This window comes from Streptomyces sp. NPDC001450 (assembly GCF_053597295.1).
In genome coordinates this window covers 56,570-72,837 of sequence record NZ_JBSFHY010000029.1, presented here as the reverse complement: position 1 = coordinate 72,837, position 16,268 = coordinate 56,570, and the positions used below count along the sequence as shown (strand labels likewise).

Here is a 16,268-nt window from a genome sequence, read left to right as displayed (position 1 = left end):
TGAAGATCCTTTTGGGTGCGGCCTCCCTTGCCGAGTAGACTGCTGCAGTTGCTCGGCGAGGGAGGCCGTACCTGTTCACACGGGTATCGGCGGTCCGTTATCGACGCGCTCTTCGTAGCAGGCCGTTCGTGGCCGGGTGACCCTGTCCGTTCGCGATTCCTACGAGGAGTGATCAACATGTCCGAGGTGAAGCTCGCCGCCGAGACGCGCACCGAGTTCGGCAAGGGTGCCGCCCGCCGTATCCGCCGTGACAACAAGGTCCCCGGTGTCCTGTACGGCCACGGCTCGGACCCGCTGCACCTGACCCTGCCGGGCCACGACCTGCTGCTGGCGCTGCGTACGCCGAACGTCCTGATCTCCCTGGACATCGACGGCAAGACCAACGAGCTGGCGATCCCGAAGGCCGTGCAGCGTGACCCGCTGAAGGGCTTCCTGGAGCACGTCGACCTGCTGCTGGTCAAGCGTGGCGAGAAGGTCACGGTCGAGGTTCCGGTCCACGCCGAGGGTGAGCTGGCCGCCGGTGGCAACCTGCTCGAGCACGTTCTGAACGCCCTGCCGGTCGAGGCCGAGGCCACCCACATCCCCGAGGCGCTCACCGTCTCCGTCGAGGGCCTGGAGGCCGGTGCCTCCGTCCTCGCCAAGGACATCAAGCTGCCTTCCGGTGTGACCCTGGCCGTCGAGGAGGACGCGGTCGTCCTGCAGGTCCTGCAGGCGCAGATCGAGGAGGCCGTCGAGGAGGCCGCCGAGGGCGAAGAGGCTGCCGAGGCCTGATCGGCGGCTCGGCCGTAGCAGGGCTGAGGCGCGTTTCGTGGGCGCCCGGTGCTGCAGGCTGTGCCCACCCTCCCCCGCTCTCGGCTTCGCTCGAGCGGGGGGACCCCCATCGCCCTGCGGAACGACTGCCCGCAGCAGTATCAGCCGCTGCTCCCCTTGGGGGAGCAGCGGCTGGCGCGTATCAAGGAGACATGGACGTGACCACCCCCGCCAACGCCCCCTGGCTCATCGTGGGCCTCGGTAATCCTGGGCCCGAGTACGCCATGAACCGGCACAACGTCGGGTTCATGGTGGCGGATCTGCTGGCGCAGCGGATCGGGGGGAAGTTCAAGCGTGCGGGCAAGGCGCAGGCGCAGGTGCTGGAGGGGCGGGTCGGTCCGGTGGGGCCGGCGAACCGGCGGGTGATCCTGGCCAAGCCGATGTCGTTCATGAACCTGTCCGGAGGTCCGGTGAACGCGCTGCGGGACTTCTACAAGGTGCCGGTGGCGAACATCGTCGCGATCCATGACGAGTTGGACATCGACTACGGCACGCTGCGGCTGAAGCTGGGCGGTGGCGACAACGGGCACAACGGCCTGAAGTCGATGACGAAGGCGATGGGGGCGGACTATCACCGGGTGCGGTTCGGGATCGGCCGGCCGCCGGGGCGGATGCAGGTGGCGGACTTCGTGCTGAAGGACTTCTCTTCTGCGGAGCGCAAGGAGCTGGACTACTTCGTGGACCGTGCGGCGGACTCGGTGGAGTGTCTGGTGACCGAGGGCCTGGAGCGGGCGCAGAGCGCGTACAACTCCTGACTTGTCCGGCCATGCCGGCCGCCGGAGTTGACCGGCCGTGGGGGGATGGCCAATGATCCCGGCCATGCCTGCCACAGCCGCCACCGCTCGCCAGGCCTCCGTGACCGCGCTGCGGTTCGGGCGGGTCGCCACGATGGGGGTGCTCGCCGCGCTGATCCTGTTCACCGGGGTGTGGGGTTCCTGGGGGACCGCGCAGCACGTGATGCTGACGAAGGGGCGCGAGCGCGGCACGATCAGGGTGACGAGCTGTGCCGGGGACATGTGCCGGGGCCCGTTCACGCCGGTGTCCGAGGGGGCGCGGGCGCGGTCGGGCGTGGAGATCGCGAAGTCGGTCGCGGTGCGCAAGGGGCTGACGTACGCCGTGGTGGTGAAGCCGGGGACCGACGAGGTGGTGCGGTCGGGGCCGGCGGGGATCCTGTACGCCTGGATTCCGCTGGGTGGTGCGTTGCTGATGGCGTCGGTGGTCGTGGCGGGCGGTATGCGGCTGACGCGGCCCGCGTGGGTGCTGGCGGGGTCGGGGATCGCGCTGCTGACGGGTGCTTTTGTCGTGACCCTCTGATGTCGCGCCCGTCTGATGTCGCGCCCGTCTGATTTCGTGGCCTGCTGATTTCGTGACCCGCTGATTTCGTGACCCGCTGAGGGGTTGGGGAGTTCTTCACGTCTGTGGGGGGTCTGTTTGTTGCCTGTTCGTGCTTGACCGGCTGTCCGTCGTGGCCGGAAGCTGAGCCGCCCCCTCCACATCTTCCCCGTTCGCCACTCGAAGATGGACCCTGCCCATGCGTACCCTCATCCGCGCCGGCGCGCTGACCGCCGGTGTCGCGGCGGCGCTCGTGTGCGCCCCCGCCGCCCACGCGAGTGCCCCCGGTGACAACGGCACCGTAAAGATCCATGACGCCAAGACCGGCGAGGAACTGCGCCGCAACGAGCCGCACGTGTGCACCTTCTACCTGGACGCCTTCGGTTTCGACGGGGTGCAGCAGGTGGGCTGGCACATCGAGGTCTGGGCGCCGACGGCCGCGCCGAAGGGCGCGACGGTGAAGTCGGGCGCCCTCACGCTGGACGCGGACGGTCACGGCCGTAGCGAGGACCTGTCGCTGCCGGACGGTCACTACAAGCTGTTCTGGAACTTCGAGGGCGAGAAGGGCGCGGCCAAGCACAAGGTGTTCTGGACGGACTGCGCCGGCTCGCAGGGCGGTGGGGGCGGTGCGCCGACCCCGTCGGGTTCGGCGTCACCGTCCCCGTCCAGTGCGGCGCCGGGCGCGTCCGCGTCCCCGTCCGGAAGCCCGTCGCCGGGCTCGTCGCAGGGCGCGGCGCCGGGCTCGTCGTCGGCCCCGTCCTCCGCGCCGTCCGCCCGGGGCGCCGGCGGTGACCTCGCCGAGACCGGTAATGGTGCCCCGGTGGGCCTGCTGTCGGCCGTCGCTGCCGCGCTGGTCGGTGCGGGGGGCTGTCTGGTGGCGCTGCGGCGCAGGGCCCGGCGGGGCTGAGGCGGCCGGACGCACGGGTGCCCCCGAGGTCGTACGGACCTCGGGGGCACCTTCGTTGTGCGGTGGCCGTCAGCCGGTGTTGCGCAGGCCCGCTGCCACGCCGTTGACGGTGAGGAGCAGGGCGCGGGAGAGCAGCGGGTCGGGTTCGGCGCCGGCGGCCGCGGCGTCCCGCTGGCGCTTGAGCAGGGTGACCTGGAGGTAGGAGATCGGGTCCAGGTAGGCGTCGCGGATGGTGAAGGTCTGCCGGAGGGCGGGCTGGGCGTCGAGGAGTTCCTTCTCGCCGGTGACGCGCAGCACCTCGCGGACGGTCAGCTCGTGTTCGGCCTTGATGGTGTCGAAGACGTGCTTGAGCTCGTCGGGGACGAGGGTGTCGACGTAGTGCTGGGCGATCCGCAGGTCCGTCTTGGCGAGGGTCATCTCGACGTTGGACATGAAGTTGCGGAAGAAGTGCCACTGCTCGTGCATCTCGTCGAGCACGGTGTCCCCTTCCTGCCGCAGGCCTGCCTCGCGCAGGGCCTTGAGGCCGGAGCCGACGCCGAACCAGCCGGGGACGATCTGCCGGGACTGGGTCCAGCCGAACACCCACGGGATGGCGCGCAGGCCGTCGAGTCCGGCGCCGGAGTCGGGGCGGCGCGAGGGCCGGGAGCCGAGGTGGAGGTCGGCGAGCTGGTCCACGGGGGTGGAGGCGAAGAAGTACGCGGGCAGGTCGGGGTCCTCGACGAGCCTGCGGTAGGCGGCGTGGGCGGCGTCGGAGACGACGTCCATGGCCGCGTCCCAGCGGGCGAGGGCCTCGTCGGACTGGCGGGGGGCGGTGTGCAGGGCGGAGGCCTGCAAAGTGGCCGCGACCGTCAGTTCGAGGTTCTCCCGGGCCAGGGACGGGATGAGGTACTTGTCGGAGATGACCTCGCCCTGCTCGGTGACCTTGATCTCACCCTCCAGGGTGCCCCAGGGCTGGGCGAGGATGGCGTCGTGGGAGGGGCCGCCGCCGCGGCCGACGGTGCCGCCGCGGCCGTGGAAGAGCCGCAGCCGCACCCCGTAGCGATGCGCGACGTCACGCAGGCGCCGCTGCGCCCGGTGGATCTCCCACTGGCTGGTGGTGATGCCGCCGAACTTGGAGGAGTCGGAGTAGCCGAGCATGACCTCCTGGACGTCGCCGCGCAGCGCGACCAGGCGCCGGTAGGACGGGTCGGAGAGCATGTCCTCGAGGATGGTGTCGGCGGCGCGCAGCTCGTCGGTGGTCTCCAGGAGGGGCACGATGCCGATCTTCGCCCAGCCGGCGTGCAGGTCGAGGAGGCCGGCCTCGCGGGCGAGGACGGCGGCGGCGAAGACGTCGTCGGCGCCCTGGCACATGGAGATGATGTAGGACTCGATGACCTCGGGGCCGAAGACCTCGAGGGCGCGCTTGACGGTCTCGAAGACGCCGAGGGTCTTGGCGCCGGCGGCGTCGACGGGGGCCGGGCTCGGGGCCAGCGGCCTGCGGGAGCGCAGCTCCTTGGCGAGGAGCTTGGCCCGGTAGTCGCGGGGCATGTCGGCGTAGCGCCAGGACTCCTCGCCGAGGCGGTCGAAGAGCTGGCCGAGGGCGTGGTGGTGGGCGTCCGCGTGTTCGCGTACGTCCATGGTGGCGAGCTGGAGGCCGAAGGCGGCCAGGGTGCGGATGGTGCGGCTCATGCGGCCGTCGGCGAAGAGGGCGCCGCGGTGCTCGCGCAGGGAGGTCTGGATGATCCGGAGGTCGGTGAGCAGTTCGCCGGTGCCGAGGTAGTCGCGGCCCGCCTCGTGCGGGGTGCCCTTGGCGAGGCGCTGCTTGGTGTTCTCCAGCTTCTGCCGGATGCAGGTGGCCTTGAGCCGGTAGGGCTCCTCGGCGTTGAGGCGCTTGTAGCGGGGGCTGATCTCGGGCAGCCGCTCCAGGTCGGCCTGGAGGGACTCCAGGAGTTCCTCGGTGGCGCCGGCGTAGCGGATGGAGTTGGAGAGCAGGCCGCGCAGTTCGTCGATCATCTCCAGGGCGTCGTTGATGCCGTGCTCGTGCTGGAGGATGAGGACGTCCCAGGTGACCTGGGGGGTGACGTTGGGGTTGCCGTCGCGGTCGCCGCCGATCCAGGTGCCGAAGGTGATGGGGCGGGTGGCGTCGGGGAGCCTGACGCCGACACGCTCGAGTTCGGCGGTGAGGTCCTCGAGGACGTCGCCGACGGCGTCGGCGTGCAGTTCGTCGAGGTAGTAGATGGCGTTGCGGGCCTCGTCGGCGGGCTCGGGGCGCACCACGCGCAGTTCGTCGGTCTGCCAGACGAGGTCGATGTTCTCGGCGAGGCGGACGTCGTGGCGGCGGCGGTCGGAGTCGAGGACGGGGGTGTCCAGGAGCGCGGCGATGCGCCGGAGCTTGTTGAGGACCGAACGGCGCGCGGCCTCGGTGGGGTGCGCCGTGAACACCGGGCGGACGTTGAGGTGCTCGACGGTCTGCCTGAGGTGCTCGGGGTCGGCGTCCTTGAGGCGGTCGGCGGTGCGGGCGAGGAGGCCGCCCTCGGCGGCGCGGCGGGCGCGCAGCTCACGGCCGCGGTGCACCTGTTCGGTGACGTTGGCCAGGTGGAAGTAGGTGGAGAAGGCGCGGACCAGCTTGGCGGCGGTCTGCAGTTCGGTGCCGCGCAGCAGCTCGGCGGCGGCCTCGCCGTCCTCTCGGGTGAGGCGGCGGACCTTTTCGACCAGGTCGAGGAGTTCGGGCCCCTCCTGCCTTACGAGGGTCTCGCCCAGGAGGTCACCCAGTCGCCTGATGTCGGCGCGCAGCTCGCTGCTGGTCGTGGTGGTCTGGTCGTCGGCACTGCTCACAGGTGCGGCTCCTTGCAGTGTTGAAGCTCGTCTGGGAGGGAACCCGGAGCACGATCCACCACGCGGCAGGGGTACCGCATACGGGCCGGAGCGTCCGGGAAGGAATCAGAGCGGACCGCGCTGTCCGACCGACTTCCAGGATAGGTGTCGATGCGGACGCGCAGGCTCTCGGGCTCTTGCCGCGGCTCGACACGCTGCCATACTTACGTCGCCGTAGGTTACGGAACCGTAGGGAAGTATCGCTGGAGTCCCGTTCGGTCCGGCCGGCCCGGCGACCTGTCCCGACCCTCGAACCCCACAGGGGACACGCATGACCTCACGTTCCGATGTGATCGATGAATCCCGTACGGCCGACGACACTCCGGTCTCCTCCGCCACGCTGGGTGGCGAGCAGAAGCGTTCGATCGAGCAGATCACGCTGCTCCTGTTCATCACCGTGCCGTTCCTGGCACTGGTGGCGGCCGTGCCGCTGGCCTGGGGCTGGGGGGTGAGCTGGCTCGATCTGGGCCTGCTGGTGTTCATGTACTTCCTGGGGTGCCACGGCATCACGATCGGTTTCCACCGGTACTTCACCCATGGTTCGTTCAAGGCCAAGCGGCCCCTGCGGATCGCGCTGGCGATCATGGGGTCGCTGGCGGTGGAGGGCCCGCTGGTGCGCTGGGTGGCCGACCACCGCAGGCATCACAAGTTCTCCGACGCCGAGGGTGACCCGCACTCGCCGTGGCGGTTCGGGGAGACCGTCCCCGCGCTGATGAAGGGCCTGTGGTGGGCGCACATCGGCTGGATGTTCGACGAGGAGCAGACGCCGCAGGACAAGTACGCGCCGGATCTGATCAAGGACCCGGCGATCCGGGCGGTCTCCCGCCAGTTCGTCCTGTGGACGGCCGTGTCCCTGCTGGTGCCCCCGCTGGTCGGCGGTCTGGTGACGATGTCCTGGTGGGGCGCGTTCACCGCGTTCTTCTGGGGTTCACTCGTGCGAGTGGCGCTGCTGCACCATGTGACGTGGTCGATCAACTCGATCTGCCACGCGGTGGGCAAGCGGCCGTTCAAGTCGCGGGACCGCTCGGGCAACGTGTGGTGGCTGGCGGTGCTGTCCTGCGGGGAGTCCTGGCACAACCTGCACCACGCGGACCCGACCTCGGCGCGGCACGGCGTGATGCGCGGCCAGATCGACTCCTCGGCACGCATCATCCGCTGGTTCGAGATGCTCGGCTGGGCGTACGACGTGCGCTGGCCGTCACGCTCGCGTATCGATTCTCGCCGTAACACCGACGAAGGCGGCTCCCGGCGCCGGAAGGAGCCCGCGAAGGCGGCATGATTGACGCCGTGGCGACCGACTCCAGCACCCCCAGCACTGACAAACCGCGGCGAGCGCGCCGGACCCGTATGACCGGTGCGGAGCGCCGCCAGCAGTTGCTGGAGATCGGTCGCACCCTCTTCGCCGCGAAGGGTTTCGAGGGCACCTCGGTGGAGGAGATCGCGGCGAAGGCCGGGGTGTCCAAGCCGGTGGTGTACGAGCACTTCGGCGGCAAGGAGGGGCTGTACGCGGTGGTGGTGGACCGCGAGATGCGGCGCCTGCTGGACATGGTCACCGGCTCGCTGACGGCCGGCCACCCCCGCGAGCTGTGCGAGCAGGCCGCCTTCGCCCTGCTCGACTACATCGAGGAGTACACGGACGGCTTCCGCATCCTGGTCCGCGACTCCCCCATTCCGCAGTCGACGGGCTCCTTCGCCTCGCTGATCTCCGACATCGCCACCCAGGTGGAGGACATCCTGGGCCGCGAGTTCAAGTCCCGCGGCTTCGACCCGAAGCTCGCCCCGCTGTACGCCCAGGCCCTGGTCGGCATGGTCGCCCTGACCGGCCAGTGGTGGCTGGACGTACGCCGCCCGAAGAAGGCGGAGGTGGCGGCGCATCTGGTGAATCTGGCTTGGCACGGGCTTGACGGGCTGGAGCCGAAGCCTCGGCTGATAGGGCACCGGAAGAGCTGAGCCCGCCGGGACGGCGGGGCTTGATCACCCGATGTGATGACCTTTGTCGGTCCCGGCGGCTAACGTGGGTACTCAGGCCGAGATCCCGTTCACGGGAGGAATCACCATGACTGCCGAGCCCATCGACGAGCCCGGCACCCGTTGGCCCGTGCCGCCACCCGACGGCTACACGGTGGACGACCTGTTCACGCTGCCCGACCTCCCGCCGCACACCGAGCTGATCGACGGGAGCCTCGTCTTCGTGAGTCCGCAGCGGCGATTTCACAGCCTCATGATCGACCTGCTGGTGGCGGGCCTGCGCAGTACAGTTCCGAAGCACCTGAAGGTCCGCCGCAAGATGACAGTCGTCCTGAACCGACGCAACGGACCCGAGCCGGACGTCAGCGTGCTCCGCGCGGAAGCCGAGGGGGGCTTGGATCAGACGCGGTACGAGGCACGCCACGTCGTACTGGCCGTCGAGGTGGTGTCCCCCGACTCCGAGGAACGGGATCACGACACCAAGCCGCGTAAATATGCCGCCGCGGGCATCCCGCATTTCTGGCTGGTGGAGATGACCGACACGAACCCGCGTCCGGTGATCAGGGTCTACGAGCTCGACCCCATCAACAGGGTGTACGGCCTGACAGGCACTTATCACGACCGGCTCAAAGTCGGCGTGCCCTACGACATCGACATCGACATCACGCTGGACGCCCTCGACGTGCTGTGACCGGCTCCAGGAACTCCAACCGGTTCCCCACCGGGTCCTCCGAGTAGAAGCGTCGGTGGCCCGGCAGATCGTCGTCCCAGGTCACCGGCGCGCCCCTCTCCGCGAGCCGGGCTGCGTACGCCTCGATGTCCGTCACCCTCAGTCCGGGGTGTGCCTTGCGGGCCGGCCGGAAGTCCTCCTCGATGCCGAGGTGGAGCTGTACGGCCCCCGCCTGGAACCAGCAGCCCCCGCGCGCCGCCAGCACCGGCGGCTTGGGGGTCTCCGTCATGCCGAGGACGTCGACGTAGTACGCCCGCAACAGGTCCTCCGAACCGGGTGGAGCCGCCAGCTGAACGTGATCCACAGCGGCGAGCATGCTCATGCCCCCTTCACGGCCACCGCGAACAGCCGCCGGAACGGCAGCACCGTGCCGTACGGCGCGCTCGGGTAGGCCTCGCGGAGCAGGTCCCGGTACTCGGTGACGAAGGCGTCGCGGGCCTCGGGGTCGTCGGCGAGGGCGGTGAGGGCGGGGCGCAGGCCGGTGCCCTTGACCCAGTCCAGGACCGGGTCCCCGCCCTCCAGGACGTGGAAGTACGTCGTCTGCCACACGTCGGTCGCGCAGCCGAGGCGGGCGAGGCGGTCCAGGTAGGTGCCGGGGGTGTGGACGGAGTCCTCGTGGCGCAGGACGTCGGCGAGGCGGGGCTTCCAGCGGGGCGTGGCGGCCAGTTCGCGCATCAGGGCGTGCAGCGGGGCGTCGATGTTGTCCGGGACCTGGAAGGCGAAGGTGCCGCCGGGCTTGAGGGCGGCGATCCAGTCGGCGAAGCGGTCGGCGTGACCGGGCACCCAGTGGAGGGTGGCGTTGGAGAGGATCAGGTCGTGCGGCTCCTCGGGCGTCCAGACGCGGGCGTCGGCGGGGGCGAAGTCCAGGCGGCCGCCGCCAGCCGTGGCGCCCTCGTGGTCGACGTGCGCCTTGTCGAGCATCTCGGGCGAGTTGTCGTAGCCGGTGATGTGCGCGGTGGGCCAGCGTTCGGCGAGTAGGGCGGTGACGTTGCCGGGGCCGCAGCCGAGGTCGGCGATGCGCGGTCGCCCTGCGGGCGGTTCTGCCGGGAGGGCGGGGACGCGGGCGAGCAGGTCGCCGAAGGGGCGGGCGCGGTGGCCGGCGTGGCGGAGGTACTGGGCGGGGTCCCAGGTGGGCGTCGTCATGACTCCACTCTCCCGCCGCACTTATCTTGATGTCAAGAGACTTGAGGTCAAGAGACTTCATGTCGACACAACCACTACACTGATCTCCATGGAGGACGAGGTCGATCGGCTGGTCGCAGCGTGGCGCCGGGAGCGTCCGGACCTCGACGTGGAGCCGTTGGAAGTGCTCAGCCGGGTGAGCAGACTGGCCCGGCACCTGGACCGCGCACGCCGGCTCGCCTTTTCCGAGCACCAGCTCGAACCCTGGGAGTTCGACGTGCTGACCGCGCTCCGGCGCGCGGGAACGCCGTACCAGCTCTCCCCCGGGCAGCTGCTGACGCAGACCCTGGTCACCTCGGGCACGATGACCAACCGGATCGACCGGCTCGCGAAGAAGGGCCTGGTGGAGCGGCTGCCCGACCCGAGCGACCGGCGGGGCGTACTGGTCCGGCTGACCGACACGGGCCGGGACCGCGCGGACCAGGCACTGGCGGGCCTGCTGGAACAGGAGCGGGCGATCCTCGCCGAGCTGTCCCGCGCGCAGCGCGCCGAACTCGCCAGCCTGCTACGCCAGCTGACCGCCCCGTTCGACAACATCCCCGGCTAGGCCCTGTCGTCAAATTCCCGTCGTCCGCCCGGAGGGCGGGCCCCGCGGCGTCTGGTGCGTGCGATCGCAAGGCGCCGGAGCGTCTTCGTGGCGGAGCCACGTGGGCGGTCTGGCAACGCGGCGAGCGTGCGTGCCAGACGCCGCGGGGCAGGCGGGAATTTGACGACAGGGCCTAGGGGCCTGCCGGGCGGCTCCTGCCGGAGACGCGGGGTCCGCCTCGCAGCTGCAGCACCAGACCCCGCTCACGTACTTGATCAGGCGCTGTTGGTTTCCTCCGTCATGACCCGCCCGGCAGGCCCAAGGTCCACGGGACCGACTCCGGCCCGCCGGGCGAGCGCCACGGCGGCCAGGGTGGAATGGACGCCCAGTTTGCCGAGGACGTTCTGCATGTGGGTGCGCACGGTGTGCGGAGAGAGGAACAGCCGTTCGGCGACGGCCTTGCGGCCGAGGCCCGCGACCATGCAGCGCAGCACCTCCCGCTCGCGCGGGGTCAGCGACTCCACCAGCCGCTCGCTCTCGGTGCGGTGCTTGCGCGCGGCCGTCAGCTCCTTGAGGACGCCGGTGAGCAGGGCGGGCGGCAGATGGGTCTCGTCGCGCAGCACTCCCCGGATCACCGTCAGCAGCCGGGAGAGCGAGCAGTCCTTGGCGACCCAGCCGGAAGCACCCGCCTGCAGCGCGAGGGCCGCGCGCCGGGGGTCGTCCTTCTCGGCGAGGACCACCGTCCGCACCGCGGGCTGCGCCGAGCGGACGCCCGCGACCAGCGAGATCCCGTCGACCAGTCCGTCCTCGTTGCCATCCTGCACCGGCACCGCCGGGCGCACACCGGGCAGATTGCCGCCCAGGTCGGCGTCGACGAGCAGGACGTCGTAACGGCGGCCCTCGGCGGCCGCGCGCTCCAGGCAGCGCAGCGCGGCCGGGCCGCTGCCGGCGGCGGAGACGTCGACGTCGGGCTCGGCGGCCAGCGCCGCGGCCAGCGACTCGGCGAAGATACGGTGGTCGTCGACGACCAGGACTCGGATACGAACCACGAAACCCCCTTCCCCAGGCTCCACGCGGAGCAGGGGATGACCAAGGTTCGGAGCACGACGACCCGCGCGGGCACGACACCTGCGGAAGGAACGCCGACCGCACGGCCGCCGCCGTTGCGGAAACTGCTACCCCCACCACAGGCGCCGTACCCGCCTGTCTCGCCCCCTGATACGCACCGGCCCCCACCGGTGCTGTCCATCAGAGTACGGATGGGAGCAGAGAGCGGAAGCCGATTTGCAGAACTGGCCGTCCGGCGCGTTTATGGTGTGCCGCATGTTTCGTATTGAGGCGGAAGTCGACAAAGCCCGACGTGATCTGCTCCGCTCCCGGCTGCGGGACACCAACACGGCGGCCTCCCCCGTCCTGGCGGCGCTTCGGGGCACGCCGGGGGAGCGCGAAGTCCCCCTGCACGTCTGGGCGCTGGACCCGGCGGGCGACCTGGCCGGGGGTCTGGTCGGCCACACCTGGACGACCTGGATGCACGTCACCTACCTGTGGGTCGACTCCGTCCACCGCGGTACGGGCCTCGGCTCCCGCCTCCTCGCCGAGGCCGAGCGCGTCGCCCGCACGGACCGCGGCTGCACGAGCGCCCGGCTGGAGACGTGGGACTTCCAGGCGCCGGAGTTCTACAAGAAGCAGGGCTACGACGTGGTGGGCGTGATCCCCGACTATCCGCCGGGGATCACGGAGTTCACGCTGACGAAGCGGCTGGGGTGAAGCGCCGGCGCCCCTTCACTCACTCCGGAGCGAGCCCCAGCTCTTTCGCGCTGTAGCGGGGCAGGCCGGTGGTATCGATCGTCCAGGTGCCCAGGTCGGTGGTGACGGTGACAGGTTTGCCGTACGGCAGGTGCAACCGGTTCTCGTAGCAGGGGCGGCCCTCGGCCCGGCCGATCCCCCACTGGTAGGTCCACGTCCCGTCACGGGGGTCGAGGATCAAGTAGTGGGCGATGCCCATGGCCGGATAGTCACGGGTCTTGTGCTCGTAGTCGTTCTCGGGGTTCGACGGCGAGACGATCTCGATCGCGAGGACGATCTCGTGCGGGTCGAGCGGGGAGTCGGTCTGCATGGCCTCGCCGGAACACACGAGAATGTCCGGGACACGCAGTTTGCCGAGGGACTCGTCGTCCGTGTCAGTCGCCTCGAACGCGAAGTAGCCCTCCGGAACCTGCGCGTCGAGCGCCCCGGCGAAGGGACCAGCCCCTCCCCCTCCGGGGCCGCCGTCGGCCTCCAAGACGCCGGCAAACGCGCGGGCACGACGCCGGGGACGCAGCCTTGGCCGGCCCGCACCGGCGTGAAGAGGGCCCGGGAGGCCGATGCCTGCTGCGGCCGCGCGAGGAGTCCGGGGCAGGAAGGCGGTTCCAGGGCGCAGCGCATCGCGCCCCGGTACCGTGAATCCGGCACCGTGAAAGAAGCCTCGGCCGCCATGACCGCACACCCGGCAGACTCCGGCCCGCCCCCAGGGCTGAACCGGCACCGCCTCCTCCCTGCCTCAGTCCACCCGCCGCGCCCCCGCCGAAGGCACCGCCTCGAACACCCGCGGGGACATGAAACCGGCCACGGCGAAGGCCTCCTCGACCGCCTTGGTGAGGGTGTCCACGTCGGTGGCCTCCGCGAGGACGATCGCCGAGCCGCCGAAGCCGCCGCCGGTCATACGGGCGCCGAGCGCGCCGTTCGCGAGGGCGGTGTCGACGACCAGGTCCAGCTCCGGGCAGGAGATGCGGAAGTCGTCACGCAGGGAGGCGTGGCCCTCGGTGAGGACCGGGCCGATGGCCCGGGTCTCGCCGGCGCGGAGGAGAGACACGACCCGCTCCACCCGCTGGTCCTCGGTGACGACGTGCCGGACCAGGCGGACGACCTCCTCCTCGTCGCCGATGCGGGCGAGGGCCGCGTCCAGGTCGGCGTAGGCGATGTCGCGCAGGGCGTCCACGCCGAGCAGGGCCGCGCCCTTCTCGCAGCCGGCCCGGCGCTTGCCGTACTCGCCGCCGCTGTGGGCGTGCTTGACCTGCGTGTCGACCACCAGCAGGCGCAGGCCCTCGGCCGCGAGGTCGAAGGGGATCTGCTGCTGGGACAGGTCACGGGTGTCGAGGAAGAGCGCGTGGCCCTCCTCGCAGCAGGCCGACGCCGTCTGGTCCATGATCCCGGTCGGCGCACCGACGTAGACGTTCTCGGCACGCTGGCACAGGCGGGCCAGCTGCCAGCGCTGCAGGCCGAGGCCGAACAGGTCGCTCAGCGCGAGCGCGATCACGACCTCCAGGGACGCGGAGGAGGACAGGCCCGCGCCCGTGGGGACCGTGGAGGAGAGGTGGACGTCGGCACCGGTGACCGGGTGCCCGGCCTCGCGCAGCGCCCAGACCACGCCCGCCGGGTAGGCCGTCCAGTTCTCGTCGCTCTGCGGGGCGAGAGAGTCGAGGCGCAGTTCCACGACCCCGCCCTCGACGTCCGCCGAGTGCAGGCGCAGGACGCCGTCGGTGCGGCGGGAGACCGCCGCGGTGGCCTGGTGCGGCAGTGCGAAGGGCATCACGAAGCCGTCGTTGTAGTCGGTGTGCTCGCCGATCAGGTTGACCCGGCCGGGCGCCGCCCACACTCCCTCCGGCTCGGCCCCGTACAGCTCGGCGAAGCGCTCCCGGACCTGCTGTGCCCCCACTACTGCTCCCTTGCGGTGCTTGCGATGTGTCGCGCGAACTCCCACGCGTCCGCGACGATCCCCGCGAGGTCCGCGCGGGACGGGTTCCAGCCCAGCTTCTCGCGGGCCGTGTCCGCGGAGGCGACCAGGACCGCCGGGTCCCCGCCGCGGCGCGGGGCCATGACTTCGGGGATCGGGTGGCCGGTGACCGAGCGGGCGGTCTCGACGACCTCGCGGACGGAGAAGCCGCTGCCGTTGCCGAGGTTGCAGATCAGGTGCTCGCCCGGCCGCGCGGCCGTCAGGGCCAGCAGATGGGCCTCGGCCAGGTCCGCGACGTGGATGTAGTCGCGGATGCAGGTGCCGTCCGGGGTCGGGTAGTCGTCGCCGAAGACGGAGATCGCGTCACGGCGGCCCTGGGCGACCTGGAGGACGAGCGGGATCAGGTGCGACTCGGGGTCGTGGCGCTCGCCGTACGGCCCGTAGGCACCGGCCACGTTGAAGTAGCGCAGGGACACCGCGGCCAGGCCGTGGGCGTTCGCCTCGCTGGTGATCATGTGGTCGACGGCGAGCTTGGTGGCGCCGTAGGGGTTGGTCGGCTTCGTCGGGGCGCTCTCCACGATCGGGACCTGCTCGGGCTCGCCGTAGGTGGCCGCGGTGGAGGAGAAGACCAGCCTGCGGACGCCCGCCTCGCGCATGGCGCCGAGCAGGGCCATGCTGCCGGCCACGTTGTTGTCCCAGTACTTCTCCGGCTTCACCACCGACTCGCCCACCTGCGAGAAAGCGGCGAAGTGCAGCACGCCGTCGTAGGAGTCGTCGAGCCACTTGGCGGCGTCGCGGACGTCGCCCTCGACGAACGCGGCACCGGCGGGCACGCCCTCGCGGAAGCCCGTGGAGAGGTTGTCGAGGACCGTGACCTCGTGGCCGGCCTCCAGCAGGTGCTGGGCGACCACGCTGCCGACGTAACCCGCCCCACCCGTCACCAGGTACTTCATGAACTCGCTACCTCTCGCAGTCGCTCGGCCGCGCGCTCCGGCGGCACGTCGTTGATGAACACGCTCATGCCGGACTCGGAACCCGCGAGAAACTTCAGCTTGCCGGAAGTACGGCGGATGGTGAAAAGCTCGAGGTGGAGCGCGAAGTCGTCCCGCGTCACACCGTCGAACTCCTCCAGCGCGCCGAACGGGGCCTGGTGCCAGGCCGCGATGTAGGGCGTGGGGGGCTCACCTGCCCCTTCTTTCCCTCCGTCCCGCGCCCCTTCTTTCCCTCCGTCCCACCCGAAGATCCGGTCGAAGCGCCTCAAGAGTTCCAGATACATCTGGGGGAATTCTGTGCGAGCCGCCTCGTCGAGCGCGAGCAGATCGGGGACGCGGCGCTTCGGGTACAGGTGGACCTCGTACGGCCAGTGCGCCGCGTGGGGCACGAAGGCCACCCAGTGTTCACCCTCAAGGACGACCCGCTCCCCGGCGAGTTCCTGCTCCAGGACGGCGTCGAACAGGTTCTCCCCGCCCGCCGCCTCCTTGTGGGCAGCGAGCGAGCGGAGCATCAGCGCGGTGCGGGGCGTGGTGAAGGGGTAGGCGTAGATCTGACCGTGCGGGTGTCCGAGGGTCACGCCGATCTCTTCACCCCGGTTCTCGAAACAGAACACCTGCTCGACGGAGGGCAGATGCGACAGCTCCGAGGTGCGGTCCGTCCAGGCGTCGAGCACCAGGCGCGCCTGCTCCTCGGTGAGGTCGGCGAAGGAGGCGTCATGGTCGGAGGTGAAGCAGACGACCTCGCAGCGGCCGGAGTCGCCGGCCAGCGACGGGAAGCGGTTCTCGAAGACGACGACGTCGTACGAGGAGTCCGGGATCTCGCTCAGCCGCTCGCCCCGCGTCGGGCAGAGCGGGCACTCGTCGGCCGGCGGATGGTACGTGCGGCCCTGCCGGTGGGAGGCGATCGCCACCGAGTCGCCGAGCAGCACGTCACGGCGGACCTCGGACGTGGTGATCGTACGGTCCAGCGGGCGGCGGTCGACGGCGTCCCGCACGGTGTCGTCCCGAAGGTCGTAGTAGATCAGCTCACGACCGTCGGCCAGCAGGGTCGAGGTCTTCTTCACGCCGGACTCCTTGATCAAGCGCCCCGGGGGGAACAGCCCGCGGGGCGTGTCCGCACCCAATCACTCAACACAATCAAACATAACAAACCACAACCCGACAACACCCTGGACCATCACAATCAAACAAAGGACCTCAACAGAAGTGTTCAATTGCTGAACGCGGAGGCATAGGTTCCGCTCCGGATCAGTTCG

General features: G+C 70.6%; 17 protein-coding genes. 9 read left to right on the top strand and 8 right to left on the bottom strand.

Annotated elements, in window-relative coordinates; genetic code table 11:
* The first annotated feature begins 177 nt into the window (after positions 1-177).
* From ACWC5O_RS28645 to ACWC5O_RS28630, 4 genes are all read left to right on the top strand, one after another.
* Entirely contained in the window at positions 178-771 is a 594-nt protein-coding gene (locus ACWC5O_RS28645; protein WP_450590052.1) for a 50S ribosomal protein L25/general stress protein Ctc, read from the top strand.
* Between the two features lie 191 nt (positions 772-962).
* On the top strand, positions 963-1,565 hold the full coding sequence (gene pth, locus ACWC5O_RS28640) for an aminoacyl-tRNA hydrolase (RefSeq protein ID WP_450590051.1): 603 nt from the start codon (positions 963-965) through the stop codon (positions 1,563-1,565).
* Positions 1,566-1,617: 52 nt separating this feature from the next.
* A complete protein-coding gene (locus tag ACWC5O_RS28635; protein ID WP_450590050.1) occupies positions 1,618-2,124 on the top strand; it encodes a hypothetical protein in 507 nt (168 codons plus the stop codon).
* Between the two features lie 217 nt (positions 2,125-2,341).
* The gene (locus ACWC5O_RS28630) at positions 2,342-3,049 is read left to right on the top strand and encodes a hypothetical protein (protein ID WP_450590049.1); all 708 of its coding nucleotides are present in this window, start codon (positions 2,342-2,344) and stop codon (positions 3,047-3,049) included.
* Positions 3,050-3,118: 69 nt separating this feature from the next.
* Here ACWC5O_RS28630 and ppc read toward each other — a convergent pair whose 3' ends face one another.
* The gene (ppc, locus tag ACWC5O_RS28625) at positions 3,119-5,863 is read right to left on the bottom strand and encodes a phosphoenolpyruvate carboxylase (protein ID WP_450590048.1); all 2,745 of its coding nucleotides are present in this window, start codon (positions 5,861-5,863) and stop codon (positions 3,119-3,121) included.
* 310 nt (positions 5,864-6,173) lie between these two features.
* On the opposite strand from ppc, the gene ACWC5O_RS28620 reads away from it, so the two are divergent.
* The 3 genes from ACWC5O_RS28620 to ACWC5O_RS28610 all read left to right on the top strand — a co-directional run bounded on the left by ACWC5O_RS28620 (position 6,174) and on the right by ACWC5O_RS28610 (position 8,561).
* Positions 6,174-7,181, top strand: coding sequence for an acyl-CoA desaturase (locus ACWC5O_RS28620; protein ID WP_450590047.1), 1,008 nt, complete (start codon positions 6,174-6,176; stop codon positions 7,179-7,181).
* Positions 7,178-7,852: a TetR/AcrR family transcriptional regulator gene (locus ACWC5O_RS28615; RefSeq protein ID WP_235458709.1), complete on the top strand. Its 675-nt coding sequence runs from the start codon at positions 7,178-7,180 to the stop codon at positions 7,850-7,852. Before ACWC5O_RS28620 ends, ACWC5O_RS28615 begins: the two co-directional genes overlap by 4 nt.
* A 106-nt stretch (positions 7,853-7,958) precedes the next feature.
* Entirely contained in the window at positions 7,959-8,561 is a 603-nt protein-coding gene (locus ACWC5O_RS28610) for a Uma2 family endonuclease (RefSeq protein WP_450590090.1), read from the top strand.
* On the opposite strand, the gene ACWC5O_RS28605 is transcribed toward ACWC5O_RS28610, so the two are convergent.
* Positions 8,533-8,916 carry a VOC family protein gene (locus tag ACWC5O_RS28605; protein ID WP_450590046.1) on the bottom strand — a complete coding sequence of 128 codons (384 nt, stop codon included), beginning with the start codon at positions 8,914-8,916 and terminating at the stop codon, positions 8,533-8,535. The two genes, ACWC5O_RS28610 and ACWC5O_RS28605, sit on opposite strands and share 29 nt — an antisense overlap.
* Positions 8,917-8,918: 2 nt before the next feature.
* A complete protein-coding gene (locus ACWC5O_RS28600) occupies positions 8,919-9,743 on the bottom strand; it encodes a trans-aconitate 2-methyltransferase (RefSeq protein ID WP_450590045.1) in 825 nt (274 codons plus the stop codon).
* A gap of 88 nt (positions 9,744-9,831) precedes the next feature.
* Between ACWC5O_RS28600 and tamR the strand changes: the two genes are divergently transcribed.
* Positions 9,832-10,329, top strand: coding sequence for a MarR family transcriptional regulator TamR (gene tamR / locus ACWC5O_RS28595; RefSeq protein WP_023549930.1), 498 nt, complete (start codon positions 9,832-9,834; stop codon positions 10,327-10,329).
* 254 nt (positions 10,330-10,583) lie between these two features.
* Here tamR and ACWC5O_RS28590 read toward each other — a convergent pair whose 3' ends face one another.
* On the bottom strand, positions 10,584-11,357 hold the full coding sequence (locus ACWC5O_RS28590) for a LuxR C-terminal-related transcriptional regulator (protein WP_450590044.1): 774 nt from the start codon (positions 11,355-11,357) through the stop codon (positions 10,584-10,586).
* 262 nt (positions 11,358-11,619) lie between these two features.
* On the opposite strand from ACWC5O_RS28590, the gene ACWC5O_RS28585 reads away from it, so the two are divergent.
* Positions 11,620-12,075 (top strand): GNAT family N-acetyltransferase, encoded by a 456-nt coding sequence (locus ACWC5O_RS28585; protein WP_450590043.1) that lies wholly within the window; start codon positions 11,620-11,622, stop codon positions 12,073-12,075.
* Between the two features lie 19 nt (positions 12,076-12,094).
* On the opposite strand, the gene ACWC5O_RS28580 is transcribed toward ACWC5O_RS28585, so the two are convergent.
* From ACWC5O_RS28580 to ACWC5O_RS28565, 4 genes are all read right to left on the bottom strand, one after another.
* Entirely contained in the window at positions 12,095-12,589 is a 495-nt protein-coding gene (locus tag ACWC5O_RS28580; RefSeq protein WP_450590042.1) for a Uma2 family endonuclease, read from the bottom strand.
* A 258-nt stretch (positions 12,590-12,847) separates the two neighbouring features.
* Complete coding sequence (gene galK / locus ACWC5O_RS28575) at positions 12,848-14,002, bottom strand: galactokinase (protein ID WP_450590041.1); 1,155 nt, start codon at positions 14,000-14,002, stop codon at positions 12,848-12,850.
* Positions 14,002-14,973 carry a UDP-glucose 4-epimerase GalE gene (gene galE, locus ACWC5O_RS28570; RefSeq protein WP_450590040.1) on the bottom strand — a complete coding sequence of 324 codons (972 nt, stop codon included), beginning with the start codon at positions 14,971-14,973 and terminating at the stop codon, positions 14,002-14,004. Before galE ends, galK begins: the two co-directional genes overlap by 1 nt.
* A complete protein-coding gene (locus ACWC5O_RS28565; RefSeq protein ID WP_450590039.1) occupies positions 14,970-16,076 on the bottom strand; it encodes a galactose-1-phosphate uridylyltransferase in 1,107 nt (368 codons plus the stop codon). The genes galE and ACWC5O_RS28565 overlap by 4 nt, the downstream gene beginning before the upstream one ends.
* Positions 16,077-16,268: the final 192 nt, after the last annotated feature.

What these genes read in the sequence shown, in the direction of transcription:
- ACWC5O_RS28645 (WP_450590052.1), top strand. Translation starts at nt 178, where the DNA reads ATGTCCGAGGTGAAGCTCGCCGCCGAGACGCGCACCGAGTTCGGCAAG.
- pth (WP_450590051.1), top strand. Translation starts at nt 963, where the DNA reads ATGGACGTGACCACCCCCGCCAACGCCCCCTGGCTCATCGTGGGCCTC.
- ACWC5O_RS28635 (WP_450590050.1), top strand. Translation starts at nt 1,618, where the DNA reads ATGATCCCGGCCATGCCTGCCACAGCCGCCACCGCTCGCCAGGCCTCC.
- ACWC5O_RS28630 (WP_450590049.1), top strand. Translation starts at nt 2,342, where the DNA reads ATGCGTACCCTCATCCGCGCCGGCGCGCTGACCGCCGGTGTCGCGGCG.
- ACWC5O_RS28620 (WP_450590047.1), top strand. Translation starts at nt 6,174, where the DNA reads ATGACCTCACGTTCCGATGTGATCGATGAATCCCGTACGGCCGACGAC.
- ACWC5O_RS28615 (WP_235458709.1), top strand. Translation starts at nt 7,178, where the DNA reads ATGATTGACGCCGTGGCGACCGACTCCAGCACCCCCAGCACTGACAAA.
- ACWC5O_RS28610 (WP_450590090.1), top strand. Translation starts at nt 7,959, where the DNA reads ATGACTGCCGAGCCCATCGACGAGCCCGGCACCCGTTGGCCCGTGCCG.
- ACWC5O_RS28605 (WP_450590046.1), bottom strand. Translation starts at nt 8,916, where the DNA reads ATGCTCGCCGCTGTGGATCACGTTCAGCTGGCGGCTCCACCCGGTTCG.
- ACWC5O_RS28600 (WP_450590045.1), bottom strand. Translation starts at nt 9,743, where the DNA reads ATGACGACGCCCACCTGGGACCCCGCCCAGTACCTCCGCCACGCCGGC.
- tamR (WP_023549930.1), top strand. Translation starts at nt 9,832, where the DNA reads ATGGAGGACGAGGTCGATCGGCTGGTCGCAGCGTGGCGCCGGGAGCGT.
- ACWC5O_RS28585 (WP_450590043.1), top strand. Translation starts at nt 11,620, where the DNA reads ATGGTGTGCCGCATGTTTCGTATTGAGGCGGAAGTCGACAAAGCCCGA.
- galE (WP_450590040.1), bottom strand. Translation starts at nt 14,973, where the DNA reads ATGAAGTACCTGGTGACGGGTGGGGCGGGTTACGTCGGCAGCGTGGTC.